Here is a 23,979-nt window from a genome sequence, read left to right as displayed (position 1 = left end):
CGGGTTCAGCACTCCTCCGGGGACGGCGGCGGCGCGGTGCGGCGGGTGCAGCAAGCGCTTTCTCCTGCGCTGCAACGTAAGCGGCGGCGACGGTGCAGGTCAACACCGGCGGAGCGCCGTCCCCGGAACCCCTGTGCCCGGCCGGTCTTCCGGGCCCGCTACGCTGCTTTCGTCACATGATCACCACGTATCCCATCAGCGCTTGGACGCCTAACCTTCATGTCTTGGTTTGAATCCCTCGTCCTCGGACTCGTCCAGGGGCTGACCGAGTTCCTCCCCGTCTCCTCCAGCGCCCATCTGCGGCTGACCGCGGCCTTCTCGGGCTGGAAGGACCCCGGGGCCGCCTTCACGGCGATCACCCAGATCGGCACGGAGACGGCTGTCCTCATCTACTTCCGCAAGGACATCGGACGGATCATCTCGGCCTGGTTCCGGTCCCTGTCCGACAAGGCGATGCGGCGCAACCACGACGCCCAGATGGGCTGGCTGGTGATCGTCGGCTCGATTCCGATCGGCGTGCTCGGCGTGACGCTCAAGGACCAGATCGAGGGGCCGTTCCGCGATCTGCGGATCACGGCGACGATGCTCATCGTCGTCGGCGTGGTGATCGGCATCGCCGACCGGCTGGCGGCCCGCGACGAGACCGGCGGGCGCCACCGTGCGCCCCAGCAGCGCAAGACCTTGGAGAACCTCGGCGTCAAGGACGGCCTGATCTACGGCCTCTGCCAGGCGTGCGCCCTCGTCCCGGGCGTCTCCCGGTCCGGCGCCACCATCAGCGGCGGCCTGTTCATGGGCTACAAGCGCGAGGCCGCGGCGCGGTACTCCTTCCTGCTCGCCATCCCGGCGGTGCTGGCGTCCGGGGTGTTCGAGGTGAAGGACTCGGTGGGCAGCGGTGACGTGGCGTGGGGCCCGACCCTGTTCGCGACGGTGATCGCGTTCGCGTCCGGATACGCGGTCATCGCATGGTTCATGAAATGGATCTCCAACAAGAGCTTCATGCCGTTCGTCTGGTACCGCATCGCCCTCGGCATCGTCATCATCGCGCTGGTGACGGCGGGCGTCCTGAGCCCGCACGCGGCGGAATCGGCGAGCTGACCGGATCGGGACCCGGTCACATGGCCGTCACCCAGCAGTTCGCCCGGGTCACCCCGGACCGACTGGAGCGCTGCCGGGCGGCGGCGCTCGCCTCCCCCGGCGCGGGACCGGACTGGGACCCGCCGGCGGACGACACCCTGGACACGGACTGGGCACTGTGGGGCCTGCTCCGGTACTGCCGCGACCGGGTCCCCGACCCCGATCCCCGGCCGATCGCTCTGCTGGACCGGGCGATCCACGGTGATCCCGGCGGAGACATCGGCTTCCTCGACCACCCCGACTTCTACGACGGCATCGACGGCCCGCCCCGGCTCCTGGTCCCCGCCGTCGTTTCGGACATCTCCCGCGCGCTGGACGGCGTGGACCTGGACGAGGTCCTCGCCGAACTGCCGACGGACTCCGCCGAAGCGGCCGTGGCCTGCGGATTCGGCGGCTTCTCCGGGGACGTACGGGCGTATCTGGTCCGGCACTTCACCGCCGCCCGCACCTTCTTCCACGGGGCGGCCCGGCAGGGCATGTGCGTCGTGGTCTGGTGCGACTGAGCACCCGACCGGTGCTCGCGGTGACCAACCCCATACGTTCCGAGTAGCCGCGCGGTAGCGCAGTGTCAGTGCTTGCCCCTAGGCTGGTCCGCATGTCCCCCGATTCCCTGCCCCCTGGTTCCGTGCGGTCTGCTGCCGAGGTGAACGAGCAGATCCGGGCGCTGTGGCTGCGCGCAGGCGGCATCCTGTCGGCCCAGGAGCGCGCGGAGTACGAGCTGTTGGTGGTCGAATGGGCGGCGGCGATCCGCGGAGAGATCATCGAGGCGGCCTGAGCCAGGAGCTCGCGGCGCGCCCGGAAACGGCCCACCCCCCGATTCGGCCCTCGTCCGCAAAACCGGTCCCGTCTCCCCGGCAGACGATCTACCCTGCTGCTCAGCGCTGTGAGCCGGGGCGGACGGCTAGGGCGGAGCATCCGAGCCGGCGGGGACCTGCCCGCGCTCAACCATCACACGGGCGGGGAAGACAGTGGTTCACCGATCACGGGCCGGTACGACTATTGCCATGCTCATGACCTTCTCGACGCTCGCCGCATGCGACTCCGGGCAGGAGTCCCGGGCAGGCGCAACGTCGGAACAGACCGAGAAGGCCGGCGCACAGGAGAAGCCGTGGAGCAAGGGGGACCTGGAGCGGGCGGCGATCACGGACACGGATCTCGACGGCTACGAAGTGAACCGGATTCCGGCTGCTCCCTCGGCCTCCCGCAGGACGGCGTCTCCTGCCGAATGCACGCCCGTGGCCCAGGCACTGGGCGGAAGCAGTGGCTTCACAGCGACCGCACGCACCGGCCGGATGATCTCCTCGAAGAAGCACGGCCCCGGAGCATCCATGATCCTGTCGTCACACAGCGCCGGCGATGCCGCGCGGGTGATCGACGCACTCCGCACGGCCGCCGAGCGGTGCAAGACCTTCAAGGACATCCGGGCGGACTTCCGCTACGACGGGACCGACCTGCGGCCCGACCCCGGCTACGGCGATGAATCCGTGTCCCTGCGGCTCACCCAGCTCGCGGCGGACCGCGAGGACGAGGAGCCCGTCCGGGTTCCCTACGCCGTGGTGGCCGTTCGGCAGGAGACGACGATCGCCGTGTTCTACGCGTTCAACCTCCCCGCAGGGCCACGGGGCAAAGACCCGGCTGTCGTACCGGAAGCGATCATCAAGACACAGCTGAACAAGCTCGGCAGGCTGACGGGTTCCGAGTGACGGCGGTCGCCTTGACCACAGCGATCGTCATTCCAGGGAGGGGCACCATGCGTGGAGATCACCGCCATCGCGAGACCGTTGCGGCGATCGCGCGAAATCCTGCGGCGCCGGCCGAGGTACTGACCAGGCTGCTGTGCGAGGAAGCCGTCGCGGCGTGGGACACGATCACCTGGCGCGCTCTTCCGGACGAGGTGGTCGACGCGATCGTCAGGCATCCCGACCACGGGCTGCGGGCCGCGTTCGCCGCGAACGTCGGTGCGACGGCGGAGCAACGCGCCCGGCTCGTGGACGATCCCGATCCCCGCGTCCGCCGGTCTCTGGCCATCGGACCCGATGGGTTCCGCATCACCGCACAGCCGCTGCCCCTGTCCGCCCAGCAGCGCCTGCTCGCCGATCCGGAACTTCCGGTCCGCCGAAGCGCAGCCTTCTGCCGCCACACAGCTCCAGGCCTGGTCGCCGGGCTCGCCGACCACCAGGACGCGGACCTGCGGCAGGCAGCCTGCCGCCAGTGGGCCTTGCTGTCCGAGGACACCCGGAGCCGTCTGCTCCGCGATGCTGACGACGAGGTCCGTCAGGCGGCCATGATGGAGGCCTGCCACGAGGACGCGGCATACACGGACCTTCTTCTCGACGCGGGAATCGGCCGCTTCCACCGGCAGGAGGTGATCCGGTACGGCGCCATGAGCACGGCGACCGCCCAACAGCTCGCAGCAAGCGCCGAGGACGAGGACCGGCGGGAGCTGGCGGCCAACCTCAACGTTCCCCTCGACATCGTCAGGACGTTGGCGCACGACGACGCGCACAGCGTCCGGCTGGCGGTGTCGGTACGACCCGAGCTGACGGAGACCGAACGTACCGCCATCGACGTCACCATCACGCCGTCCGACCGGCTCTATCCCGTCGAATGGGTTCGCCTCTGCGCCGATCCCGACGTCCTGCGCCGGTGCGCCAGGTCGGCCAACACCCTGCTGCGGCGCAGCGCCGCCTACAGCCGGCACCTGCCTGCCGACGCCATCGACCTGCTCTCGAAGGACGACGACTACCCGGTTCGGCTCCTGCTGTGCGAGAACCAGCCGACCGTCGACGGCGAGGTGGTGCTTCAGACCTATCTGGACTGCCAGGTCATCACCAAGGGCGATCTGCTGCGCCACCCGAACTTCCCGGCCGCGGGCAGCGGACGACGCTTCGCCGACGACCCGGATCCGGAGAAGCGACGGCTGGTGGGGCTCGACTCCGAAGCACCCGTCGACGCCGTGGTCCGGTTGCTTGCCGACCCCGACGATCGTGTACGTGCCATGGCAGCCGCGCACCCCGCACTGCCGGTCGATCTCATCCTCCAGAGCTGCGGGAATCCGGAGACCTCCTCCCCCGCCCTCAGCAACCCGAGCCTTCCCACGGAAGCCATGCACCGATACCTGGACGATGCGGGCATCCCTCGCTGACGCGGAATCCTGGTACCGGGGCGTGGGCATGGACCACGCCCTCGATCCGGGCCACTTCCTCGACAACCCGGTGCAACTGGCAATGCCCCCGGCCAAGGCGCTGACCGAGGCTCCTGTCGGAATGTTCGGCACGCCTCTTGGCACCTCGCCGTCGGTGACCAAGACTTGGCCGATGACACAGCGTGTGGAACTGGCTACCGTGATGGACCGGCTGGCCGTGGACGAGCTGGTGACCGAGTACGCGGTGGCGGTGGACGACGGCGACTGGGCGGCGTACCGGCGCCTGTTCACGGCGGACGGGCGGGCCGACTACCGTTCGGCCGGCGGCATCGAGGGCGAGGCCGGCCGGGTCGCCGGGTGGCTCGCCGAGAACCTGGAGCTGTTCGCGATGCGGCAGCATCTGATCGTCAACCGGCGGCTGCGGTTCGGAGTCCTGGACCACGACACCGGGGACACCGCCCGGGTGCGGGCGGACTACCTCAACCCGATGCGGTTCGCCGGCGACGGCGGCTCCGGCGCGCCGGACCTGGTGTGCGGCGGCCGGTACGACTTCGGGCTGCTGCGCACGCCGGACGGCTGGCGGCTGCGCGAGGTCGTGGTGCACGAGAAGTGGCGCCGGATGCCCGAGCGCAGCCCGGCGGTTGTGCCCGAATGAGCCGCCCGGGCGCCCCCTGTCGGAGATCGCTTCCGGCGCGCACACTGGAGTCAGCCCCGGGGTAGGGAGACTCCGTATGAGGACGTTCGACCGCTGGCTGGCCCCCTCCTGGCGACGCTCCGTGGTCGCCGCCCTCGCAGGCGCCCTGCCCGTGCTCGCGTTCCCGGCGCCTTCGTTGTGGTGGTTCGCGTACGTGGCCCTGGTGCCCTGGATCCTGCTGGCGCGGTCGGCGCCGACCGGGCGGCGGGCGGCGTACGACGGCTGGTGCGGCGGCTTCGGCTTCGTGGTGGCCGTGCACCACTGGCTGCTGCCGAGCCTGCACGTGTTCATCTTCCTGATAGCCGCGTTGCTGAGTCTGCTGTGGGCGCCCTGGGGATGGCTGGTCCGCAGGTTCCTGGGCGGGGTGCCGTCGCTGCGGCGGGGCGCCGCCGCTCTGCTGGTGCTGCCGTCGGCGTGGCTGGCGGTGGAGCTGGTCCGCTCCTGGCAGGCCCTCGGCGGACCCTGGGGCATGCTCGGCGCCAGCCAGTGGCAGGTGGGACCGGCGCTGCGGCTGGCCTCGGTGGGCGGGGTGTGGCTGCTCAGCTTCCTGGTGGTGGCCGTCAATGTGGCGGTCGCGATGCTCGTGTCCGTGCGCGAGTCCCGGGTGCCCGCGGTGGCCTCGCTGGTCGCCACCGCTGCCGCGACCTCGGCCGCCTGGGCGTGGGCGCCCCGCCCGGACGTCGACGGCCAGGTGCGGATCGCTGTCGTCCAGCCGGGCATCGTGGACGGGCACGACAGCGCGGAGAGACGGTTCGACCGCGAGGAGCAGCTGACCCGGCGGCTCGCCGGGCAGGGCGTCGATCTGGTCGTCTGGGGCGAGTCCAGCGTCGGCTACGACCTCGACCGCCGGCCCGACCTGGCCCGGCGGATCGCCGCGCTGTCCCGGCAGACCGGCGCCGACGTGCTGGTCAACGTGGACGCCCGCCGCTCCGGCCGGCCCGGCATCTACAAGAGTTCGGTGCTCATCGGCCCGAACGGAGCGACCGGTGACCGCTACGACAAGATGCGGCTCATCCCCTTCGGCGAGTACATACCGGCCCGCTCCCTGATGGGCTGGGCCACCTCGGTGGGCAAGGCGGCCGGCGAGGACCGGCGACGCGGCACCGAGCAGGTCGTGATGAACGTCGGGCACGGCCTGCGGATCGGCCCGCTGGTGTGCTTCGAGACGGCGTTCCCGGACATGAGCCGCCATCTCGCCGAGGACGGCGCGGACGTGCTCCTCGGCCAGTCCTCCACCTCGACCTTCCAGAACAGCTGGGCTCCGGAGCAGCACGCCTCGCTGGCCGCGCTGCGGGCCGCCGAGACCGGCCGCCCGATGGTACACGCCACCCTGACCGGCGTCTCCGCCGTCTACGGCCCGAGCGGGCAGCGCCTCGGCCCCTGGCTCGGCACCGACACGAGCACCACGCACGTGTACGACGTACCGCTCGCGCACGGTGTCACGCCGTACGTCCGCTTCGGTGACTGGCCGGTGCACGGCGCGCTGCTGGTGCTGGCCGCGCTGTGCGCGACTGAGGGGATACGGGCGTTCAGACTGCGCCGGTCCGGTCCAGAACCGCTCGTACCACCCGCTCGCACAGCTCATGGGTCGCCAGTGCGTCACGGGCGCTGAGCACCTTGCCCGCGCGCACCGCGTCCAGGAAGGCGAGGACCGCCTGCTCGATGCCGCGCTGCCGGGCCACCGGAACCCAGTCACCGCGCCGGCGCACCGTCGGCTGCCCCTTGTGGTCGATCACCTCGGCGAGGTTGAGCACCTGACGCTTGGTGTCCTGCCCGGAGACCTCGAGGATCTCCTCGGCCGAGCCGCTGAGCCGGTTCATCATCCCGAGCGCGGTGAAGCCGTTCCCGGCGAGCTGGAGCACGACGTGGTGCAGCAGCCCGTCCTCGGTGCGGGCGCGCACGGTCACGTCGTCGACCGGGCCCGGCACCAGGAACCGCAGGGTGTCCACGACATGGATGAAGTCGTCCAGGATCATCGAGCGCGGTTCCTCGGGCAGCCCGATCCGGTTCTTCTGCATGAGGATCAGCTCGCGCGGATGATCCTGGCACTGCGCGTACGACGGCGCGTAGCGCCGGTTGAAGCCGACGAAGAGCGAGACGTCGCGCTGCTCGGCGAGGGCCACGAGGCCTTCGGAGTCGGCGAGTTCGTAGGCGAGCGGCTTGTCCACGAAGGTGGGTACGCCCGCTTCGAGCAGCCGGGTGACGATCTGCGGGTGGACGTGGGTGGGCGCGTGCACGAAGGCGGCGTCGAGGCCCGCGTCGAGCAGGGAGTCGAGGGTCGTGTGCCGCCGGTCCTCGGACAGGTGGAGCGAGTCCGCGACCCGGGCGAGGGTGGCGGGCGTACGGGTCTGCAGGTGGAGGTCGACCCCGGGCTGTGTGCTCAGCACCGGCAGGTAGGCCTTCTGCGCGATGTCACCCAGTCCGATGCAGCCGACCTTCACGTGCTCTCCCCTACCGGTTGCCTGCGTGTGCCTCCTCGGAAGGATACGGGGGCCGCCGGTCGGCGATGCCGTCGAAGCCGCGCGGGATCAGCGCCGGACCGGCCTTGGAGAGGGACATCCAGCACCCGCCCGGGGTACGCAGACCGCCGTCACCCTGCCAGGCCGCCAGATCGCGGATCTCGTCGCCGGCCGGTTCCTTCAGCGCGGAGGTGCCGAGCCTCGCAGAGGTGCGCCAGGGGCTGCTGGAGCTGCTGACGGGGATACTGGGCCGCTGAAAAGGGCTGGTGACGGCGAGCGCGGTGTTGCGAGGATGCGGGGATGACGACCGAACGCCATGAGCCCGCACAGAACGCCGGTGAACGCGCCATGCTGGAGGGGTGGTTGGACTACCACCGCCAGACCCTGGCGTGGAAGTGCGAGGGCCTGACCGACGAGCAGCTGCGCACCGCGTCCGTGCCGCCCTCCCAGCTGTCCCTCATGGGCCTGGTGCGGCACATGGCCGACGTGGAGCGGGGCTGGTTCCGCAAGGTCCTGATGGGCGACGACCCCGGGCCGATCTACTACAGCGACGAGGACCGGGACGGCGAGTTCCGCCTCACCGACTCGGACACCTGGAAGGAGGCGTACGGCACCTGGCAGGCGGAGATCGAGACGGCCCGGCGCAACGCGGCCGGCTTCGGGCTCGACGACCTCTCCCGGGGCAGGAGCCGGTCCACCGACGAGCCGTTCAGCCTGCGCTGGATCTACACGCACATGATCGAGGAGTACGCCCGGCACAACGGCCACGCGGACCTCGTCCGCGAGCGGATCGACGGCGCCACCGGCGACTGAGCGTCACCCTCGGGGCCAGAAGGTCACCCGTCAGGGGCGCGAGATCACCCGTGCGGGGGCATCGGCCTTCGGTGCACGGTGCCAAGACGGGGGCCGACCCAGCAGAGTTGCGCGGGTGCATCGAACGACGACCACCGCAGCGATCCTGATCACCGTGGCCGTCTCGGCCCTCTCCGGCTGTGTGACGGTATCGGGCCCGGCGATCCCCGGGCCCGTGCCGGACACCGCGCGCTCGCACCCCTCGGCGCCCCGGCCCGACGGCACCTCGGAGTCGCGGGTGGTACAGGCTCCGGCGCGGGAGGCATTGGCAATGGTCGGCCCGTCCAGGCATCCGCACCCCACCGAGCCGGCCCCGCACCGCACGCCGGCACCGCCGCCGGCCACCCGCCACCCGTCGGCGCCGCCCGCACACCGCCCGCGGCCGCACCCGGACCGCCCCCGGCGGCCGCGCGCCGGTCTCCCGGACGTGTCGCAGCCGGTCCCGCAGACCCCGGACGTCTGCGCCCTCGGCAAGAAGTACGGCGGCTGGCGCCGAGACAGCCCCGAGGCGCTGATCTGCGAGCAGACGTACGGCCACTGACCCGGACGTACCGGCGTGCGCCCTTGGGCCTGTCCTGCTGATCAGGCACCGTCACCCACCTGCGAACCGACCGCCGGACAGGAGCTAGCCGCTGGGCCGCTGCCGCGGTGGGCCCCAGGGGTCGCCGCCCGGGGAGCCGTCCTCCCCCAGACGCAGCTCCAGGCGGCTGATCGCCGCCCGCACCCCGTCGCCGTAGCCGTCGTCGGACAGGGAGCCGGCGGCGCGGCGGGCCCGGCGCAGATGGCTGCGGGCGGCCTCGGCGCGGCCCAGCTTCACGTAGTCCGCGGCAAGGTTGAGGTGCAGGGAGGGGAAGAAGCCGCGGACGCTCAGCGGGTCACCGGCGCCGCGGCCGTCCGCCAGCTCCTCCGCCGCCGACAACGCCCTCAGGTCCCAGGCCAGTTCGTCGGACGGGTCGTTCTGGGTGTCGGCCAGGTAGTGGGCGAGGGTGCAGCGGTGCAGCGGTGCGCCCTGCTCGCCGATCTCCGCCCACAGCTGGAGGAAGCGGCGCTGGGCCTCCTCGCGGTCGCCGCCGTGATGCAGCATGACGACCTGCCCGATCCGCGTCAGCACCGCATCCGGCGCCGTCTGCTCCTGTCGCTCCGCCACCACGTCCTCCGAGCCGTCGTCGGCTGTCTGGTCAGCTGCCTGTCCCGACGCTAACGGGCGGCGGCGGCAATCCCGGGCAGGCGGACCCGTACGACACCGGGCCGCCTGCGGGGCGGGTCAGCCCAGGTTCGGGATCTTCCAGTCGACCGCCTCGTGGCCCTGCGCGGCGATCGCCTCGTTGATCTGCGTGAACGGGCGGGAGCCGAAGAACTTCTTGGCGGACAGCGGCGAGGGGTGCGCGCCCTTGACCACGACGTGCCGGGTCTCGTCGATCAGCGGGAGCTTCTTCTGCGCGTAGTTGCCCCACAGCACGAAGACCGCCGGGTCGGGCCGGGAGGCCACCGCGCGGATGACGGCGTCCGTGAACTTCTCCCAGCCCCTGCCCTTGTGCGAGTTGGCCTCGCCGGCCCGGACGGTGAGCACCGCGTTGAGCAGCAGCACGCCCTGCTCGGCCCACGGCATCAGATAGCCGTTGTCCGGGACGGGCAGACCCAGCTCGTCCTGCATCTCCTTGTAGATGTTCCGGAGGGAGGGCGGAGTCTTCACGCCCGGGCGGACCGAGAAGCACAGGCCGTGGCCCTGGCCCTCGCCGTGGTACGGGTCCTGGCCGAGGACGAGGACCTTGACCTTCTCGTACGGCGTCGCCGCCAGCGCGGCGAAGACCTCCTCGCGGGGCGGGTACACGGGACCGTTCGCCCGCTCCTCCTCGACGAACTCGGTCAGCTCCTTGAAGTAGGGCTGCTGCAGTTCGTCACCCAGAACCCCGCGCCAGGACTCGGGCAGCATGGCGATGTCGGTCACGTCAACGTCCTCACGATGTGCGATCACTTGCAGGTCTCAGAACCTACAGGCGACCACTGACAACCGGTGCCACACCGTGGATTCACCAGCTGGTCTTGCGGTGCAGCTCCCACATCATCATGATCGTCGACGGGTCGAGGGCCCGCTCGCCGCCCGAGAGGTCGTCGCTGGCCGCCACGAACTGCCGCCCCTGCCACAGCGGGAGCAGCCGGGCGTCGTTCACCATGATCTGCTGGGCCGCCTCCAGGTCCTTGACCACCTTGCCGCGGTCGCTCTGGCTGCGCGAGCGGGGCAGCAGCACCGAGGTGATCTGCTTGGACGGGTAGGGCGTGCCGAGCGCGTTGTGCTCGCCGACGAACGGCGCGATGAAGTTGTCCGCGTCGGGGAAGTCCGGGAACCAGCCGCGGCCGAACACCGGGTACTCGCCCTTCTGGTAGCCGACCACATAGGTCTTCCAGGGGCGGCTCTTGAGGGTGATCGTGAACAGGCCGGAGTCCTCGAGCTGCCGCTTGAGTTCCTTGAACATCACGGCCGTCTCGGAGCCGTAGCGGTCGGTGGTGTACCAGAAGGTGAGCGGGACACGCTGGGTGATGCCCGCGTCCAGGAGGATCTTGCGGGACTTGGAGACGCTCGGGTCGCCGAAGTCGTCGAAGAACGAGGTGGTGTGGCCGGTGAGGCCCTTGGGGACCATGGAGTACAGCGGGTCCACGGTGTCCTTGTAGACCTTGTGCGCGATGGCGCCCCGGTCGACGACCTGGGCGATGGCCTTGCGGACGGCGGGCTGCTTGGCCCACGGGTCCTTCGGGTTGAACACCAGGTAGCTGATGTCCGTGCCCGCGCCGTCCACCAGCTGCAGGTCGGAGGTGCCGTGCTGCTGCAGGGTGATGATGTCGTCGGCGGCCAGACCGCGGTAGGTGACGTCGATCTGCCCGTCGCGCAGCGCCTTGACCATGCTGGACGAGTCCTGGAAGTAGCGGATGGTCACTGCGTCGTTCTGCCGCTTGGCGAAGCCGTCGTAACGGTCGTTGCGGACCAGGACGGCCTTCTTGCCCTCCTCGTAGGACTGCAGCTCGTACGGCCCGGAGCCGAAGACCTTGTCGTCCTTGCGCAGCGAGTTCGCCGGGTAGTCGTCGGGGTCGACGATCGACATGGCGGGGGTGGCCAGCACGAACGGGAACGTGGCGTCGGACTGGTTGAGGTGGAAGACCACCTCGCGGTCGCCGACCGTGTCCACGCTGTCCAGGCTGCCGAGCAGTCCGGCGGGCCCGCCGGGGGCGTCGATGGTGCGGATGCGGTTGATGGAGTGCTGGACGGCCTGGGCGTTCAGCGGGTCGCCGTCGGCGAACTTCATGCCCTCGCGCAGCTTGCAGCGGTAGGTGCGGCTGCCGGAGTCGGTGAAGGAGCAGCTCTCGGCGGCGTCCGGCTGGGGGGTGGTGGCGCCGTTCGGGTAGGCGAGGAGCGTCTGGTAGATGTTGCGGAACAGCTCCCAGGAGCCGTCCCAGGCGGCGGCGGGGTCCAGCGTGCTGGGGGCACTGGTGGTGCCCACGACGATGGGGCCCTTGCTGTCGGGATCGCCGTCGGACAGCAGACCGCAGCCGGCCACCAGGGATATGGACGCGATCGCCGCGACTCTCCGCAGGAATCGGTTCCGGTTGAACACGCGCACGCTCCTCGATCTGCCATACCAAGGGTCGGCAGACCATACCGCAGCGTTCGGCCCTCTGGACCTCCCCGGGGCAGGCGTTCTTGATCGATTGTGCTATGACGACGTTGTCATTCCGCTGTGCGGAACCCGTACAGCGTTTCGGGCGCCGTTCCGCTGGGAAACGGCGCCCGAAAAAGACGACCGGCAGAGCGGGTCAGGCACCCACGCCGGCGTTGAGGAAGATGCCGCCGTCCACGACGAGCGTCTGACCGGTGACCCAGTCGGACTGCGCGGAGGTGAGGAACGCGGCCGCCCCGCCGATGTCGGAGGGCACCCCGAGCCGGGCGAGCGGGTAGGCGGCGGCCGCCTCCTGCTCCCGGCCCTCGTACAGGGCCTGGGCGAACTTGGTCTTCACGACGGCCGGGGCGATCGCGTTGACCCGCACCCGGGGCGCGAACTCGTGCGCCAGCTGCTGGGTCAGGTTGATCATCGCGGCCTTGCTGACGCCGTAGGCACCGATGAACGGCGAGGGTGCGAGGCCCGCGATCGAGGCGATGTTGACGATCGCGCCGCCGTTGTCCTTCTGCCAGGCGTGCCAGGTCTTCTGGGCGAAGCCGAGCGCCGAGATCACGTTGGTCTCGAACACCTTGCGCGCGACGTCGAGGTCGAGGTCGGCGATGGGCCCGAAGACCGGGTTGGTGCCCGCGTTGTTGACCAGGAAGTCGACGCGGCCGAAGGCCTCCATGGTGCGCTCGACGGCCTCGGTCTGGTGGCCGAGGTCGTGGGCCTTGCCCGCGACGCCGATGACCCGCTCGGCGCCGAGCCGCTCGACGGCCTCCTTGAGGGCGTCCTCGTTGCGGCCGGTGATGCACACCCGGTCGCCGCGGGCGACCAGCGCCTCGGCGATGCCGTAGCCGATACCGCGGCTCGCGCCGGTGACGAGCGCGACCTTGCCGGAAAGGTCAGGAAGTTCAGTCATGTCCGTGTTCCCCAATGTCCCCGAGTTCCCTAGTTCAGCGGTCCGCCGGCGACGTACAGCACCTGGCCGGAGACGAAGCCGGCCGCCTCGCCGGTGAAGAAGGCGATGGCGTTGGCGATGTCCTCGGGCTCGCCGACGCGCTGCACCGGGATCTGGGTCGCGGCGGCCTTCTTGAAGTCGTCGAAGCCCATGCCGACGCGGTCGGCGGTGATCTTGGTCATCTCGGTGGCGATGAAGCCGGGGGCGACGGCGTTGGCGGTGATGCCGAACTTGCCCAGCTCGATGGCGAGGGTCTTGGTGAAGCCCTGCAGACCCGCCTTGGCGGCCGAGTAGTTGGCCTGGCCGCGGTTGCCCAGGGCCGAGGAGGAGGAGAGGTTGACGACCCGGCCGAAGCCCGCGTCGACCATGTGCTTCTGGACGGCCTTGGTCATCAGGAACGAGCCGCGCAGGTGGACGTTCAGGACGGTGTCCCAGTCCGAGACGCTCATCTTGAACAGCAGGTTGTCGCGCAGCACGCCCGCGTTGTTGACCAGGATCGTCGGGGCGCCCAGCTCCGCCACGATCCGGGCGACGGCCGCCTCGACCTGCGCCTCGTCGGATACGTCCGCGCCGACCGCGATGGCCTTGCCGCCGGCCGCGACGATCTTCTCGACCGTGTCCTTGCAGGCGGCCTCGTCCAGGTCGATCACGGCGACCGCTCGGCCCTCGGCGGCCAGTCGTACGGCGGTGGCGGCGCCGATGCCGCGCGCCGCGCCGGTGACTACCGCGACCCGCTGTTCTGTGGTGGACATTGCTGCTTCTCCTCGCCCTTGAGAGAATCTGTGTGCGGTGAGCGACCGCTTAGTACCTTCAGCACCCGTGACGCTAGAAGCCCTGGCACCCGGTGTCAACGGGACACCCGGCGGGTGTGATCCATTACCTCACCAGGAGGTCGAGCAGGCGCTCCGTTTCGGCCGCCGGGTCGGTGGTGAGTCCGGTGTGCACGGGGCCGGGCTGGACGACGGTGGAGCGGGGGGCGATCAGCCAGCGGTAGCGGCGCCCGGCGTCGTCGCGGGCCGCCTGTCCGGCCTCCTCCCCGCCCGCGCAGTGACGCTCGATCGCGCCGAGGGCGGCCCGCACCCCGGCCACGTCGGCGTCCGGGTCGAGGGCGAGGAGCCGGGCCTCGTCGAGGTGGGTACGGGCGCCGACGTAGGTCTGGGCCCGGCAGTAGACGACGACGCCCGCGTTGATGCACTCGCCGCGCTCGACGCGGGGCACGACCCGCAGCAGGGCGTACTCGAACACGTCCCGGTCGCCGCCCTGGCCGGCCCGGGTGATGTGGCGCTCGGTCACATGGCCGGCCATGTGGATGTGGGTCTCGCTCACTTGCCCTCCTCGATGCCGGTGATGCGCTCGGCGATGACGGCCGCCCGGGCGAGCAGGGGCCGCGCGTAGGCCCGCCTGAGGTCGTCGGGGGTGTCGAAGCCGGGTTCGTCGGCCAGCCAGGCGTCCGGGATCTCGGCGGTGACCTCGGCGAGCAGGTCCTCGGTGACCCGGGGGGCCAGCGCGGCAGCGGCGGCGGTCACGTCCGGGGCGAACCCGGCAAGGGCGTGGTCGGAGGCGTCGTAGGGGCGGGCCGCGGAGGCCTCGACGGAGGGCCAGTTGTGGTGCCAGATCATCGTGGCGCCGTGGTCGATGAGCCACAGCTCGCCGCGGTGCAGGAGGAGGTTGGGGTTGCGCCAGGAGCGGTCGACGTTGTTGATCAGCGCGTCGAACCAGACGATTCGCCCGGCCTCCTCGGGGCTCACCGCGAAGGCGAGGGGGTCGTAGCCGAGGGCGCCGGAGAGGAAGTCCATGCCCAGGTTGGTTCCGCCGCTGGACCGCAGCAGTTCCTGCACCTGCTGCTCGGGCTCGCCGAGCCCCAGGACGGAGTCCAGCTGGACGGTGACCAGGCGGGGCATCCGGAATCCGAGCCGGCGGGCGAGTTCGCCGCACACGACCTCGGCAACCAGTGTCTTGCGGCCCTGTCCGGCACCGGTGAACTTCATGACGTACGTCCTGAAGTCGTCGGCCTCGACGAGCCCCGGCAGCGAGCCGCCCTCGCGCAAGGGCGTGATGTAGCGGGTCGCGGTGACTTCCTTGAGCATCGACCCAGGTTACTGGGGCAGCAGCGGACCCGCCGACAGCTGCTCGACAGCTGTGGCTTACGGCCGCCTCATGCCCGGAACGCAAGGATCTGGTTGCCGTCTGAACAGGTGGTGCCCCAGGACCGTACCCCTGGACGGATCACGAACAGCTCCGCGGAAGGGAACGCCCACATGACCAGCGCATCGCCCCAGCCCGAAGCGGGACCCGCCCGTCGTACCGTCATGGCGGCGGCCGGAGCGGCCGGGCTCGCCGCCGCGCTGACCGCCTGCGGTTCGGGCGACGACTCGTCCAACTCCGTCACCACCGGGTCCGGTACGGCCGGGTCCACGGGCTCCACAGGGTCCACCGGCTCCTCGGCCGCGGGCGGCTCGGGAGGCGGCGCGGCCCTCGCCAAGACCTCGGACATCCCGGAGGGCGGCGGCAAGATCTTCAAGGACCAGGGCGTGGTGGTCACACAGCCCACCGCGGGCACCTACAAGGCGTTCTCCTCGAAGTGCACCCACCAGGGCTGCGCGGTGGGCAGCGTCGCGAACGGCGTGATCGTCTGCCCGTGTCACAACAGCCACTTCTCCGTCGAGGACGGCAGCGTGAAGCAGGGGCCCGCGACCCAGCCGCTGCCGGCCGAGAAGATCAGCGTCTCCGGCGACCGGATCACCCTGGCCTGAGCCGCGTCACGTCCGCCGGCGCGGCTGTTTGAAGCAGTCGAGCACCTCGTCCGTGGAGCTGATCGTGGCGACCAGGGCGAGAGTGTTGCGGATCATCACGGGCGTGTAGTCGGCGGGCACGCCCGCGATGGCGTCGGCCGGGACGACGGCGGTGTAGCCACGGTTGACGGCGTCGAACACCGCGTTGGGCACCGCCACGTTGGCCGAGACGCCGGTGACGATCAGGGTGCGGCAGCCGAGGTTGCGCAGCAGGGCGTCGACGTCGGTGCCCTGGATCGGCGACAGGCCGTGCAGCCGTCGTACGACGAAGTCCTCCTCGGTGACCTCGATCGGGGGCGCCACCCGCACCGCCGTGGTGCCGGTCAGCTGCTGGACGGGGAGTCGCTCGGCGGCGCGGAAGAGGCGGGCGTTGCGGCTCGCGCCGCGGCCGTCCGGGCGGCGCTCGGCGATGGCGTGGATCACCTGCACCCCGGCCTCGTGTGCGGCGGCGACCAGGCGGGCCACGTTGCGCAGGGCGCCGGAGGAGCGGGCCTCCCGGGCGAGTTCGGGCAGCGCGCTGTCCGGGCCGACCACTCCCTGCTGGCACTCCACGGTCAGCAGGACCGTGCTTGCGGGATCGAGCAGTTCGCCCAGCTGTTCGTACGACGGCATGGCGCCTCCATTCGCCGGGGGGCGGGGCGGTGACAGTAGCCACCTCCGGGCACGAGGGGAAGACGACCCATTCCCTTTTCTGACGTGATGTCAGAGGATCACTCCAGCACGGAAGTTCCTCTGGCACGACGTGGGAGAAGAGGGGGCCGTATGACCGTCACTCAACAGCGCCGGGGCCGGAAGATCATGATGACGCCCGGTGAGCTGGACGAGTTCCTGACCACCCAGCGCACCTGCCGGGTCGCGACCGTCTCGGCGGACGGCACACCGCACGTCAGCGCGCTGTGGTTCGCCTGGGACGGCACCTCGCTGTGGCTGTACTCAGTGGTGCGCAGCAGGCGCTGGACCCAGCTGCGCCGCGATCCGCGGGTGGCGGTCGTGGTCGACTCCGGCGAGGAGTACGACCAGCTGCGCGGTGTCGAGCTGTCCGGGCGGGTGGAGTTCGTCGGCGAGGCGCCGAGGATCGGAGAGCTGTGCGCCGAACTCGACACGGCGGAGACGCTGTTCGCACGCAAGAACTTCGGCCTGGACGAGATGCCCCACGACGGCCGCCACGCCTGGGCACGGCTGACCCCGGAGAAGATCGTGTCCTGGGACTTCCGGAAGCTCGGCGCCTAGGGCGGACCCCGGATCCTCCGGACGAGATCCCGCGCTTCATTGCCGTGGCCTGTACGCGTCCCGGCCATGCGTGGACGGGGCCCCCGACCCGGGTGCGCCCGGCGGGAGGGGTTCGACGCCGGTCACGTGCCGTACCTTCGTCGGCTCGACGAGCGCGATGACACGCCGTTCGCCCGGGATTCCCCACTCGAACCGCTCGGTGCCGACGTACTTGGCCGCCAGCCGGTCCATGTTCCGGTCCGCCTCCGGGCCCTCGACGAACCGGACCACCCGGCCGCGGATCTGTACGCGGTCATACGGGTCGGCCCGGTGCGCGTGGGACAGGCACACGCGCGGATCACGGCGGAGATTGCGTTCCTTGATGCGTCCGACGGCCGTGTTGAAGAGGACCAGGTCGCCGTCGAGGCCGACCCACATCGGGCTGACATGGGGCGCGCCGTCGGCATCGACCGTGGCGACGAACCAGATGTCCGGGGCCTCGATCCGCTCGCGGATCTCCTGGGAAAGGGCAGTCATGGGGCCGTCCTGCCCTGCCGTGACACCCGTCAAGCACGGCGCGGGGAATCAGCCGTGCCGGCAGGGGCGAAGCGGGGGCGGGCCTCAGCCCAGCTGCCGGGCGGATGTCCGCAGCGCCTCGACCGCCGCGCGGATCGAGGGACGGCGGTCGGCGTCCGCGCGCCAGACGACGTAGACATGCCTGCGCACGCGCTGTCTGAGCGGGACCATGACGATGCCCGGCGGCACCGGGTGACGGCCCAGCAGCGGTGCGATGCACACACCCAACCCGGCGGCGACCAGGCCGAGTTGGGTGTGTGTCTCGCCCGCGCGGTGGCCGACGATCGGCTCGATGCCCTTCGAGCGCAGCGTGAACATCAGCCACTCGTGACAGAACTCGCCCTCGCCCCAGGTGATCCACTCGTCCTCCGCGAACTCGGCGAGCTCCACCTCGCCCCGGTCCGCGAGCCGGTGCCCGGCGGGCAGGGCGACGTCGGCCGGATCGTCCAGCAGAGGGGCCTTGACCAGGCCGTCGGGCACGGGCATCGGCTTGTTGTACCAGTCGAGGACGACCGCGAGGTCGAGGTCGCCGCGTACGACACCGGCGATGCCCTGCTCCGGTTCCAGTTCGCTGGAGCGCACGCGCAGCCCCGGGTGCTGGGCGCGCAGGGTGCCGAGCGCGACCGGGAACAGACCGCGGGCGGCGGTCGGGAACGCCGAGAGGCGGAGTTCGCCGACGACCTGGCCCCGGTGCGCCTCCAGGTCGGACTGTGCGAGTTCGACCTGCGAGAGGATGCGGGCCGCATGCTCGGACAGCAGCCGCCCGGCGTCCGTGAGCCGCACGCCCCGCCCGTTCTTGGCCAGTAGCTGCTGGCCGACCTCCCGCTCCAGCTTGCCCAGCTGCTGGGAGACCGCGGACGTGGTGACGTGCAACGCGTCGGCGGCGCCGCTGACCGAGCCGTGCCGGGCGAGGGCGTCCAGGGTGCGCAGGCGCTCCAGGTTCAACATGTAAGCAATCCTACGAGGTACCGCTTGGAAATTCTCGATTGTGCTACGAGGTTGAGTCCAGCATCGTTGAGGTCATGAGCACGGTCACCCCACCCAGCACCCGGTCCACCGCCACTGCCCCTGCCCCCGCCCACCCCCGGGCCCGCCTCGACTGGCGGCTGCGCTTCGGCGTCCTCTCCCTGATCTGGGGATTCAGCTTTCTGCTGATCAAGGTGGGCACGGAGGGCTACGCACCCTTCCAGGTCACGCTGGGCCGGCTGGTCTTCGGTACGGCGGTACTGGCGGCGGCGATGGCCGTGAAGCGGGAGCGGCTGCCGCGGGGGAAGCGTGTCTGGGCTCATATGGCGGTCGCCGCGTTCTTCCTGAACGCCCTGCCGTTCTCCCTCTTCGCCTACTCGGAGCTGACCATCCCGTCCACCCTGGCCGGCATCTGCAACGCCACCTCGCCGCTGTGGGGCATGGCCCTCTCCCTGGTCGCCCTCTCCGAGGACCGGCCGACGCGGGTGCGCTTCGCAGGCCTCGGCCTCGGATTTCTCGGGGTGCTGACGGTGCTCGGCGCCTGGCAGGGCTTCCACGGGCTCGATGCCACGGGTACGGCCATGGCGCTGCTCGCCTCGCTGAGCTATCCGGTCGGCTGGATCTACGTGCGACGGACGCTGACGGGCACGGGGAACTCGCATCTGTCGATGACGGGGGCGCAGTTGCTGCTGGCCACGGCCCAACTGGCCGTCGTGACACCGCTGTTCACCCAGTGCTCCACGCGCGTGTCCTTGGTTCCCTTGCTGGCGATCGCCGCGCTGGGGGCCCTGGGGACCGGGCTGGCGGTGCTCATTCAGTACGGGCTCGTCGCCGAGGTCGGGCCCACCACGGCGCAGATGGTCACCTATTTCATCCCGGTCATCGCCACGGCCGCGGGCGTGGCGATTCTCGGGGAGTCGCTGCGGTGGACCACGCCGGTGGGAGCGGTGATCGTTCTTGCGGGGGCGGCGCTGACCCAGGTCCGGCGGAGCGCCTGACCCTGCCGGCGTCGCACCGCCCCACGAGACGCCTCGCGGAAGCCCTCCCTACACATAGGTCCTGACCGGTACCGGGCCCACCGCCGCCGCTACCGCCTCGGCCAGCGGACCGGTCTCCTCCGCGCTCAGGGCCGACACCGTGATGCGGATCCCCGGGGGAGCGTTCAGCCGGAAGCGGGCGCCGGGGGCGACCGCCCAGCCTGCGTGGAGGAGACGGGCCACCACGCCCGTCTCGTCGGGGACCGGCACCCACACGTTCATGCCGCTGCGTCCGTGCGCCGCCACGCCGCGCTCGGCCAGCGCCTTGATCAGGGCATCCCGGCGGCCGCCGTACGAGGCCGCCACCTCGCGCTTGTCCACCGCGCCGTCACGCCACAGCCGTACGACGGCCCGCTGGAGAAGCCGGCTCACCCAACCGGGACCCAGCCGCTGCCGCCCGCGCACCCGGTCGATCGTGACGGCGTCCCCGGTGAACACGGCCAGCCGCAGGTCCGGGCCCCAGGCCTTGGCCACGGACCGCGCGAAGACCCAGTGACGGGTGACCCCCGCGAGCGGGTGCAGCGGTACGTCGACGATGCCGTGACCGTGGTCGTCCTCGATCAACAGCGTCTCGGGATACTCCCGGAGCACCGACCGCAGCGCACGCGCACGCGCGGCGGTGACCGCGGCGCCGGTCGGGTTCTGCGCCCGGTCCGTGACGATCACGGCACGCGCCCCGGACTCCAGCGCGCGGCGGACGTCGTCGGAGCGCGGTCCCTCCTCGTCGACGCCGACGGGCACCGTGCGCAACCCGAGCGCCGGGACCAGATCCAGCAGGCTGCCCCAGCCCGGGTCCTCCACCGCCACCTGGTCGCCCGGCTTGAGATGCGCCATGAGGACCCGCTCGATGGCGTCCAGGGAGCCGGAAGCCACCATGACGGGGCCGTTCGGCACGCCGTCGGCGTCCAGGGCTGCGCGGGCAAGGCGGGCCAGCTCGGGCTCCACGGGGTCGTGCCCGTACAGCACGGGGTCCCGGTCGCTCTGCGCGGCGGCCGCCGCGAACGCCTCCGCGAGGCGCGGCAGGAGCGCGGGGTCCGGGTTGCCGTTGGACACGTCCCGCACGCCCTCCGGCACCGCCACCCGCATCTGCGCGCGCCCCGTCGTGGCCGGCTTGGGCCGGACCCGGCTGCCCCGGCGCCCGGCGGTCTCGATCACCCCGCGCTCGCGCAGGGTGCGATACGCGGCCGCGACCGTGTTCGGGTTCACTCCCAGCCGGACCGCCAACTCCCGCATGGGAGGCAGCGGTTGGCCCGGTTCCAGCTCCCCGGCCCCGACCGCACGTTCGACACTGGCCGCAATCTCGGCTGCGCCCTGCCCCTGAATCGGATACTCTCCTAGCACAAAAGCAATTATGCACTAGCGCAATGGAGAATGCCATGCAGGGGACCCAGGAGACTGCGCCGCAGTCCGTCGCCTACGCCCAGACCGACCGCACGGTCCCCACACGTTCCGCGCACCGGGCGTCGTACGACAAGGACGTGGTCCACGCGATACTCGACGAGGGCTACGTCTGCCACCTCGGCTTCGTCCGTGACGGTGCCCCGGTGGTGCTGCCGACGCTGTACGGCCGGGTCGGCGAGCGGCTCTACGTCCACGGGTCCACCGGTTCGCGCCCGCTGCGGATGACCGGCGAGGCGGACCCGGGCCTCGCGGTCTGCCTGACGGTCACCCATGTCGACGCACTGGTGCTGGCCCGCTCCGCCTTCCACCACTCCATGAACTACCGCTCCGTGGTGGTGCACGGCATCGCGCACGAGGTCACCGACCCCGGGGAGCGGCGGCTGGCCCTGGACGCGCTGGTGGACCACGTCGTACCGGGCCGGGCCGCCGACTCCCGGCCCGCGAACAAGAAGGAGTTGGCCGCCACCGCGGTCATCCGCCTCGACCTCGACGAGGTCTCGGCCAAGATCCGCACCGGCGGAGCGAACGACGAGCCCGAGGACCTCGCCCTGCCGCACTGGGCCGGGGTCGTCCCGCTCCGCAAGGGCTACGGCACGCCCGTCGCCAACGCCGACCTGGAGCCCGGCATCGAGGTGCCGGACTACCTGGCGGCGCGGTGACGTACGGGGGGCGGGGGTCAGGCCGGGACCGGCTCCCGGCGCCCCCAGGTCTCGCCCGGCGCCAGGCCCGCGACCGCGCCGAGCATCAGCAGGGTGCCGGTCACCGTGGCCGCCGTGAGGGGCTCGCCGAGCAGGACGACGGCGAACACGACCGCGGTAACCGGCTCCAGCAGCATGATCACCGAGACGGTGGCGGACCGTACTACGGCTGGGCTCGCGCAGTACAACGCGTAGGCGAGGGCCGTCGGCGGCTGCTGGTGCTCCTCGTGTACATCGCCTCGGGCGTGCCGGGCGCCGAGCGCGATGAGGACGGGCCCGGCACCGAGGGCGACCACCGTGGCCGCGGCGAGCCCGGCCGCGAAGCAGGCGGTCGGGAGCACGGCGAGCCCGACGCCGGCGGCGAGGGCCTTGCCGGCCCGGCGGCGCAGGGGTTCGGGGGCGGCCGGGTGAAACCGGGAGCGCAGCAGACGGCCGGCCGGCAACGGCACGAGTCCGGCGGCGCAGCCTCAGGCGGCCGGGGGCGGAAGGACGAGTGCGTTCGACGGCATGAGCGGCACCTTGGGGCCTGTCCGGCGGGTCATGCCGGAATCGCGGGGCATGGCACGCCCATCTGCGCTGACGAGGCACCGTTGACCGAAGAAGGCCTGATCCGCCGGAAAGGCCCTAGGCGGCCGTACTCCGCGCGGACAACTCCCTTTCCGTGCCGCCCGCGGCCACCGGCTCGGCGGAGGCCTTGGCGGGCGCCGAGGACTGGGCGATGAACGCGCCGACCAGGACGACCGCGCCGCCCAGCACCTGCGGCGCCGACAGGTGCTCGCCGAGCAGCACCCAGGCCAGGACGGTCGCGATGACCGCCTCCAGGCAGGCGACGACACCCGCGACCTGCGGGGACAGCCGTCGCACGGACAGTACGCCGGTGATGTATGCGACGACCGTGGCCACCAGGACGATCCAGCCGAGCAGGGCGGCGGCCGGGACGGCGGTGCCGTTCATGTCCGCTGAGCCGGCCAGCACCGACCAGTCCATGCTCCAGGGGCGGGCCACGACGGTCAGCACGGCGGCGCCCACGAGCAGGCCGTAGGCGATGACGCCGAGCGGGTCCGGCGCCTGGTCGCCCGCCTCGCTGCCCTGGTCGGACAGGACGAAGTAGCCGACCTGGCAGCAGGCGGCGCCGAGCGCCAGCAGGAGGCCGAGCGCGTCGAAGCTCAACCCCGACCACACCTCCACCACACAGGCGAGGCCACCCGCCGCGAGGACCACGCCGAGCGCGGCGGCGCGCGACACGGGCCGCCGCTGGACGAACCGCACCCAGCCGAGCACGAGTGCGGGGGCCAGGTACTCGACGAGCAGCGCCACGCCGACCGGGATACGGGAGAGCGCGGCGAAGTAGCACGCCTGCACACCGGCGACGGCGAGCAGTCCGAACCCGGCGAGCAGCGCGGGCCTGCGGCGCACCAGGGCGCGGTGCCGCACGGCGAGCGGCAGCATCACCAGGGCGGCGCCCGCCACCCGCAGCCACACCACGTGGAGCGGGTCGAGTCCCGCCTCGATCAGCGGCTTCGCCGCCACTCCGGACCCGCCGAAGGCCAGCGCCGAAGCGAGCGCGAGACCGAGCCCGACGCCCTTGCCGTAGCTGCCCTGACTGCTCTCAGACGTATGCACCGGCACATGATGACAGGCGATGACAGGAGCGTCATCCCCGTTGACACCTGTCTCAGGGGATGGACGCCCGGGCGCCCGGTTTCAGGGGGCGACCGGAGGCATCGGCAGGGCGGGCGGGTTCTCGACCCGGGCGCGCAGCTCGTGGGCGGGGACACCGGCACGCTCGAGGACCTCGACGGCCCGGGACTGCGGGTCCACGACGAGCGCGGCGAGCAGATCGGTGCCGCGGGCGAGGGACTCGCCGCGCTGCCGGGCGCGCCGGCCGGCGTCGCGCATCGCGGCGGCCGCCAGCGGCGACCAGCCCCCGGCTTCCTTGGGTTCACCGCCGTACCGGGCGGGGTCCGCCACGACGGCGATCGCACCCGAGTCCTCCACGCTGCCCTGCCAGCGCAGCCCGTAGCCGATGCTGCGCTGCACGAGGTAGCCGAGCAGCCGGGCGAGCTGCGGGGCTGCGCCGACGACGGCGCGGGTCTCGGGGTCGGACTCGAGGAGCGAGTGGAGCAGATGGGCGGTGTCGATCTGCCGGTCCCCGTCGCGCACGGCCCTCCGCCGGGCACCGGCGACCACCGCCGCGAGCTCGGCACTGAGCCCGGCGTCGTCGTCCGTGCGCGGTCCGTCCTGGTCTTGGCCGGCCCGGCGGGCTGTACGGTGTTGCACATCCTCTACCCCATCAGCCCCAACCGGCCGCGGCATCCGCGGGGGGAACCATTTCCGCGTCCCACACAGAGTGGACATCACCGGCCGGGATCTCATCCTTACGGAGGAGATCAGGCCCTCCCCGC

The 23,979-nt window shown here is 71.6% G+C and carries 27 protein-coding genes and 1 pseudogene; 13 read left to right on the top strand and 15 right to left on the bottom strand.

Annotation, left to right across the window (positions count from 1 at the left end):
• Window positions 1–219: 219 nt before the first annotated feature.
• The 7 genes from ABZ471_RS18955 (at window position 220) to lnt (ending at window position 6,585) form a co-directional block, all read left to right on the top strand.
• Window positions 220–1,095, top strand: a complete 876-nt coding sequence (locus tag ABZ471_RS18955; protein ID WP_359067903.1) for an undecaprenyl-diphosphate phosphatase — start codon at window positions 220–222, stop codon at window positions 1,093–1,095.
• Between the two features lie 20 nt (window positions 1,096–1,115).
• Window positions 1,116–1,637, top strand: a complete 522-nt coding sequence (locus ABZ471_RS18950; protein ID WP_359067902.1) for a DUF1877 family protein — start codon at window positions 1,116–1,118, stop codon at window positions 1,635–1,637.
• 92 nt (window positions 1,638–1,729) lie between these two features.
• Window positions 1,730–1,909, top strand: a complete 180-nt coding sequence (locus tag ABZ471_RS18945) for a hypothetical protein (protein ID WP_359067901.1) — start codon at window positions 1,730–1,732, stop codon at window positions 1,907–1,909.
• Window positions 1,910–2,138: 229 nt separating this feature from the next.
• A complete protein-coding gene (locus ABZ471_RS18940; RefSeq protein ID WP_359067900.1) occupies window positions 2,139–2,837 on the top strand; it encodes a hypothetical protein in 699 nt (232 codons plus the stop codon).
• A gap of 47 nt (window positions 2,838–2,884) precedes the next feature.
• The gene (locus ABZ471_RS18935; RefSeq protein ID WP_359067899.1) at window positions 2,885–4,279 is read left to right on the top strand and encodes a hypothetical protein; all 1,395 of its coding nucleotides are present in this window, start codon (window positions 2,885–2,887) and stop codon (window positions 4,277–4,279) included.
• Window positions 4,280–4,451: 172 nt separating this feature from the next.
• Window positions 4,452–4,934 carry a nuclear transport factor 2 family protein gene (locus ABZ471_RS18930; protein WP_359067950.1) on the top strand — a complete coding sequence of 161 codons (483 nt, stop codon included), beginning with the start codon at window positions 4,452–4,454 and terminating at the stop codon, window positions 4,932–4,934.
• A gap of 76 nt (window positions 4,935–5,010) precedes the next feature.
• On the top strand, window positions 5,011–6,585 hold the full coding sequence (gene lnt, locus ABZ471_RS18925; protein ID WP_359067898.1) for an apolipoprotein N-acyltransferase: 1,575 nt from the start codon (window positions 5,011–5,013) through the stop codon (window positions 6,583–6,585).
• Here the strand turns inward: lnt and ABZ471_RS18920 are convergent.
• A complete protein-coding gene (locus ABZ471_RS18920; protein ID WP_359067897.1) occupies window positions 6,503–7,414 on the bottom strand; it encodes a Gfo/Idh/MocA family oxidoreductase in 912 nt (303 codons plus the stop codon). The genes lnt and ABZ471_RS18920 overlap by 83 nt on opposite strands.
• 318 nt (window positions 7,415–7,732) lie before the next feature.
• Here ABZ471_RS18920 and ABZ471_RS18915 point away from each other — a divergent pair, with 318 nt between their 5' ends.
• Together ABZ471_RS18915 and ABZ471_RS18910 are read left to right on the top strand one after the other, a co-directional pair.
• Window positions 7,733–8,245 carry a DinB family protein gene (locus tag ABZ471_RS18915; protein WP_359067896.1) on the top strand — a complete coding sequence of 171 codons (513 nt, stop codon included), beginning with the start codon at window positions 7,733–7,735 and terminating at the stop codon, window positions 8,243–8,245.
• Window positions 8,246–8,360: 115 nt separating this feature from the next.
• Window positions 8,361–8,825, top strand: a complete 465-nt coding sequence (locus ABZ471_RS18910) for a hypothetical protein (RefSeq protein ID WP_359067895.1) — start codon at window positions 8,361–8,363, stop codon at window positions 8,823–8,825.
• A gap of 84 nt (window positions 8,826–8,909) precedes the next feature.
• On the opposite strand, the gene ABZ471_RS18905 is transcribed toward ABZ471_RS18910, so the two are convergent.
• The 7 genes from ABZ471_RS18905 to ABZ471_RS18875 form a co-directional block, all read right to left on the bottom strand.
• Complete coding sequence (locus ABZ471_RS18905) at window positions 8,910–9,431, bottom strand: hypothetical protein (RefSeq protein ID WP_359067894.1); 522 nt, start codon at window positions 9,429–9,431, stop codon at window positions 8,910–8,912.
• Window positions 9,432–9,548: 117 nt separating this feature from the next.
• Complete coding sequence (locus ABZ471_RS18900) at window positions 9,549–10,232, bottom strand: uracil-DNA glycosylase (RefSeq protein ID WP_359067893.1); 684 nt, start codon at window positions 10,230–10,232, stop codon at window positions 9,549–9,551.
• A gap of 82 nt (window positions 10,233–10,314) precedes the next feature.
• On the bottom strand, window positions 10,315–11,892 hold the full coding sequence (locus tag ABZ471_RS18895; RefSeq protein ID WP_359067892.1) for an ABC transporter substrate-binding protein: 1,578 nt from the start codon (window positions 11,890–11,892) through the stop codon (window positions 10,315–10,317).
• A gap of 199 nt (window positions 11,893–12,091) precedes the next feature.
• Complete coding sequence (locus ABZ471_RS18890) at window positions 12,092–12,856, bottom strand: SDR family oxidoreductase (RefSeq protein WP_359067891.1); 765 nt, start codon at window positions 12,854–12,856, stop codon at window positions 12,092–12,094.
• A 29-nt stretch (window positions 12,857–12,885) separates the two neighbouring features.
• Complete coding sequence (gene fabG, locus ABZ471_RS18885; RefSeq protein ID WP_359067890.1) at window positions 12,886–13,647, bottom strand: 3-oxoacyl-ACP reductase FabG; 762 nt, start codon at window positions 13,645–13,647, stop codon at window positions 12,886–12,888.
• Between the two features lie 124 nt (window positions 13,648–13,771).
• Window positions 13,772–14,221 (bottom strand): DUF3037 domain-containing protein, encoded by a 450-nt coding sequence (locus ABZ471_RS18880; RefSeq protein WP_359067889.1) that lies wholly within the window; start codon window positions 14,219–14,221, stop codon window positions 13,772–13,774.
• Window positions 14,218–14,982 carry a HipA family kinase gene (locus tag ABZ471_RS18875; protein ID WP_359067888.1) on the bottom strand — a complete coding sequence of 255 codons (765 nt, stop codon included), beginning with the start codon at window positions 14,980–14,982 and terminating at the stop codon, window positions 14,218–14,220. Before ABZ471_RS18875 ends, ABZ471_RS18880 begins: the two co-directional genes overlap by 4 nt.
• Window positions 14,983–15,153: 171 nt before the next feature.
• Here ABZ471_RS18875 and ABZ471_RS18870 point away from each other — a divergent pair, with 171 nt between their 5' ends.
• On the top strand, window positions 15,154–15,648 hold the full coding sequence (locus tag ABZ471_RS18870) for a Rieske (2Fe-2S) protein (protein WP_359067887.1): 495 nt from the start codon (window positions 15,154–15,156) through the stop codon (window positions 15,646–15,648).
• Window positions 15,649–15,654: 6 nt separating this feature from the next.
• Here ABZ471_RS18870 and ABZ471_RS18865 read toward each other — a convergent pair whose 3' ends face one another.
• On the bottom strand, window positions 15,655–16,299 hold the full coding sequence (locus ABZ471_RS18865; RefSeq protein WP_359067886.1) for a cysteine hydrolase: 645 nt from the start codon (window positions 16,297–16,299) through the stop codon (window positions 15,655–15,657).
• Window positions 16,300–16,449: 150 nt separating this feature from the next.
• Here ABZ471_RS18865 and ABZ471_RS18860 point away from each other — a divergent pair, with 150 nt between their 5' ends.
• On the top strand, window positions 16,450–16,917 hold the full coding sequence (locus tag ABZ471_RS18860) for a pyridoxamine 5'-phosphate oxidase family protein (protein ID WP_359067885.1): 468 nt from the start codon (window positions 16,450–16,452) through the stop codon (window positions 16,915–16,917).
• Between the two features lie 36 nt (window positions 16,918–16,953).
• Here ABZ471_RS18860 and ABZ471_RS18855 read toward each other — a convergent pair whose 3' ends face one another.
• A complete protein-coding gene (locus ABZ471_RS18855) occupies window positions 16,954–17,433 on the bottom strand; it encodes a PPOX class F420-dependent oxidoreductase (RefSeq protein ID WP_359067884.1) in 480 nt (159 codons plus the stop codon).
• Window positions 17,434–17,517: 84 nt separating this feature from the next.
• Window positions 17,518–18,420, bottom strand: a complete 903-nt coding sequence (locus ABZ471_RS18850) for a LysR family transcriptional regulator (RefSeq protein ID WP_359067883.1) — start codon at window positions 18,418–18,420, stop codon at window positions 17,518–17,520.
• 74 nt (window positions 18,421–18,494) lie between these two features.
• On the opposite strand from ABZ471_RS18850, the gene ABZ471_RS18845 reads away from it, so the two are divergent.
• Window positions 18,495–19,436, top strand: coding sequence for a DMT family transporter (locus ABZ471_RS18845; RefSeq protein ID WP_359067882.1), 942 nt, complete (start codon window positions 18,495–18,497; stop codon window positions 19,434–19,436).
• 48 nt (window positions 19,437–19,484) lie between these two features.
• Here ABZ471_RS18845 and ABZ471_RS18840 read toward each other — a convergent pair whose 3' ends face one another.
• On the bottom strand, window positions 19,485–20,816 hold the full coding sequence (locus ABZ471_RS18840) for an aminotransferase class I/II-fold pyridoxal phosphate-dependent enzyme (protein WP_359067881.1): 1,332 nt from the start codon (window positions 20,814–20,816) through the stop codon (window positions 19,485–19,487).
• 35 nt (window positions 20,817–20,851) lie between these two features.
• Here ABZ471_RS18840 and ABZ471_RS18835 point away from each other — a divergent pair, with 35 nt between their 5' ends.
• Window positions 20,852–21,535 carry a pyridoxamine 5'-phosphate oxidase family protein gene (locus ABZ471_RS18835; protein ID WP_359067880.1) on the top strand — a complete coding sequence of 228 codons (684 nt, stop codon included), beginning with the start codon at window positions 20,852–20,854 and terminating at the stop codon, window positions 21,533–21,535.
• Between the two features lie 17 nt (window positions 21,536–21,552).
• Here the strand turns inward: ABZ471_RS18835 and ABZ471_RS18830 are convergent.
• The 3 genes and pseudogenes from ABZ471_RS18830 to ABZ471_RS18820 all read right to left on the bottom strand — a co-directional run.
• A pseudogene (locus tag ABZ471_RS18830) lies at window positions 21,553–22,038 on the bottom strand (DMT family transporter); the annotation flags it as partial.
• A gap of 160 nt (window positions 22,039–22,198) precedes the next feature.
• Window positions 22,199–23,203, bottom strand: a complete 1,005-nt coding sequence (locus ABZ471_RS18825; protein WP_359067879.1) for an EamA family transporter — start codon at window positions 23,201–23,203, stop codon at window positions 22,199–22,201.
• 75 nt (window positions 23,204–23,278) lie between these two features.
• Window positions 23,279–23,890 carry a Clp protease N-terminal domain-containing protein gene (locus ABZ471_RS18820; protein WP_359067878.1) on the bottom strand — a complete coding sequence of 204 codons (612 nt, stop codon included), beginning with the start codon at window positions 23,888–23,890 and terminating at the stop codon, window positions 23,279–23,281.
• Window positions 23,891–23,979: the final 89 nt, after the last annotated feature.

This window comes from Streptomyces sp. NPDC005728 (assembly GCF_040630895.1).
Lineage (GTDB): Bacteria > Actinomycetota > Actinomycetes > Streptomycetales > Streptomycetaceae > Streptomyces.
The sequence above is the reverse complement of the archived record's forward strand: the minus strand, read 5'-3'. Positions and strand labels throughout refer to the sequence as shown.

What these genes read in the sequence shown, in the direction of transcription:
- ABZ471_RS18955 (WP_359067903.1), top strand. Translation starts at nt 220, where the DNA reads ATGTCTTGGTTTGAATCCCTCGTCCTCGGACTCGTCCAGGGGCTGACC.
- ABZ471_RS18950 (WP_359067902.1), top strand. Translation starts at nt 1,116, where the DNA reads ATGGCCGTCACCCAGCAGTTCGCCCGGGTCACCCCGGACCGACTGGAG.
- ABZ471_RS18945 (WP_359067901.1), top strand. Translation starts at nt 1,730, where the DNA reads ATGTCCCCCGATTCCCTGCCCCCTGGTTCCGTGCGGTCTGCTGCCGAG.
- ABZ471_RS18940 (WP_359067900.1), top strand. Translation starts at nt 2,139, where the DNA reads ATGCTCATGACCTTCTCGACGCTCGCCGCATGCGACTCCGGGCAGGAG.
- ABZ471_RS18935 (WP_359067899.1), top strand. Translation starts at nt 2,885, where the DNA reads ATGCGTGGAGATCACCGCCATCGCGAGACCGTTGCGGCGATCGCGCGA.
- ABZ471_RS18930 (WP_359067950.1), top strand. Translation starts at nt 4,452, where the DNA reads ATGACACAGCGTGTGGAACTGGCTACCGTGATGGACCGGCTGGCCGTG.
- lnt (WP_359067898.1), top strand. Translation starts at nt 5,011, where the DNA reads ATGAGGACGTTCGACCGCTGGCTGGCCCCCTCCTGGCGACGCTCCGTG.
- ABZ471_RS18915 (WP_359067896.1), top strand. Translation starts at nt 7,733, where the DNA reads ATGACGACCGAACGCCATGAGCCCGCACAGAACGCCGGTGAACGCGCC.
- ABZ471_RS18890 (WP_359067891.1), bottom strand. Translation starts at nt 12,856, where the DNA reads ATGACTGAACTTCCTGACCTTTCCGGCAAGGTCGCGCTCGTCACCGGC.
- fabG (WP_359067890.1), bottom strand. Translation starts at nt 13,647, where the DNA reads ATGTCCACCACAGAACAGCGGGTCGCGGTAGTCACCGGCGCGGCGCGC.
- ABZ471_RS18875 (WP_359067888.1), bottom strand. Translation starts at nt 14,982, where the DNA reads ATGCTCAAGGAAGTCACCGCGACCCGCTACATCACGCCCTTGCGCGAG.
- ABZ471_RS18870 (WP_359067887.1), top strand. Translation starts at nt 15,154, where the DNA reads ATGACCAGCGCATCGCCCCAGCCCGAAGCGGGACCCGCCCGTCGTACC.
- ABZ471_RS18865 (WP_359067886.1), bottom strand. Translation starts at nt 16,299, where the DNA reads ATGCCGTCGTACGAACAGCTGGGCGAACTGCTCGATCCCGCAAGCACG.
- ABZ471_RS18860 (WP_359067885.1), top strand. Translation starts at nt 16,450, where the DNA reads ATGACCGTCACTCAACAGCGCCGGGGCCGGAAGATCATGATGACGCCC.
- ABZ471_RS18855 (WP_359067884.1), bottom strand. Translation starts at nt 17,433, where the DNA reads ATGACTGCCCTTTCCCAGGAGATCCGCGAGCGGATCGAGGCCCCGGAC.
- ABZ471_RS18850 (WP_359067883.1), bottom strand. Translation starts at nt 18,420, where the DNA reads ATGTTGAACCTGGAGCGCCTGCGCACCCTGGACGCCCTCGCCCGGCAC.
- ABZ471_RS18845 (WP_359067882.1), top strand. Translation starts at nt 18,495, where the DNA reads ATGAGCACGGTCACCCCACCCAGCACCCGGTCCACCGCCACTGCCCCT.
- ABZ471_RS18835 (WP_359067880.1), top strand. Translation starts at nt 20,852, where the DNA reads ATGCAGGGGACCCAGGAGACTGCGCCGCAGTCCGTCGCCTACGCCCAG.
- ABZ471_RS18820 (WP_359067878.1), bottom strand. Translation starts at nt 23,890, where the DNA reads ATGCCGCGGCCGGTTGGGGCTGATGGGGTAGAGGATGTGCAACACCGT.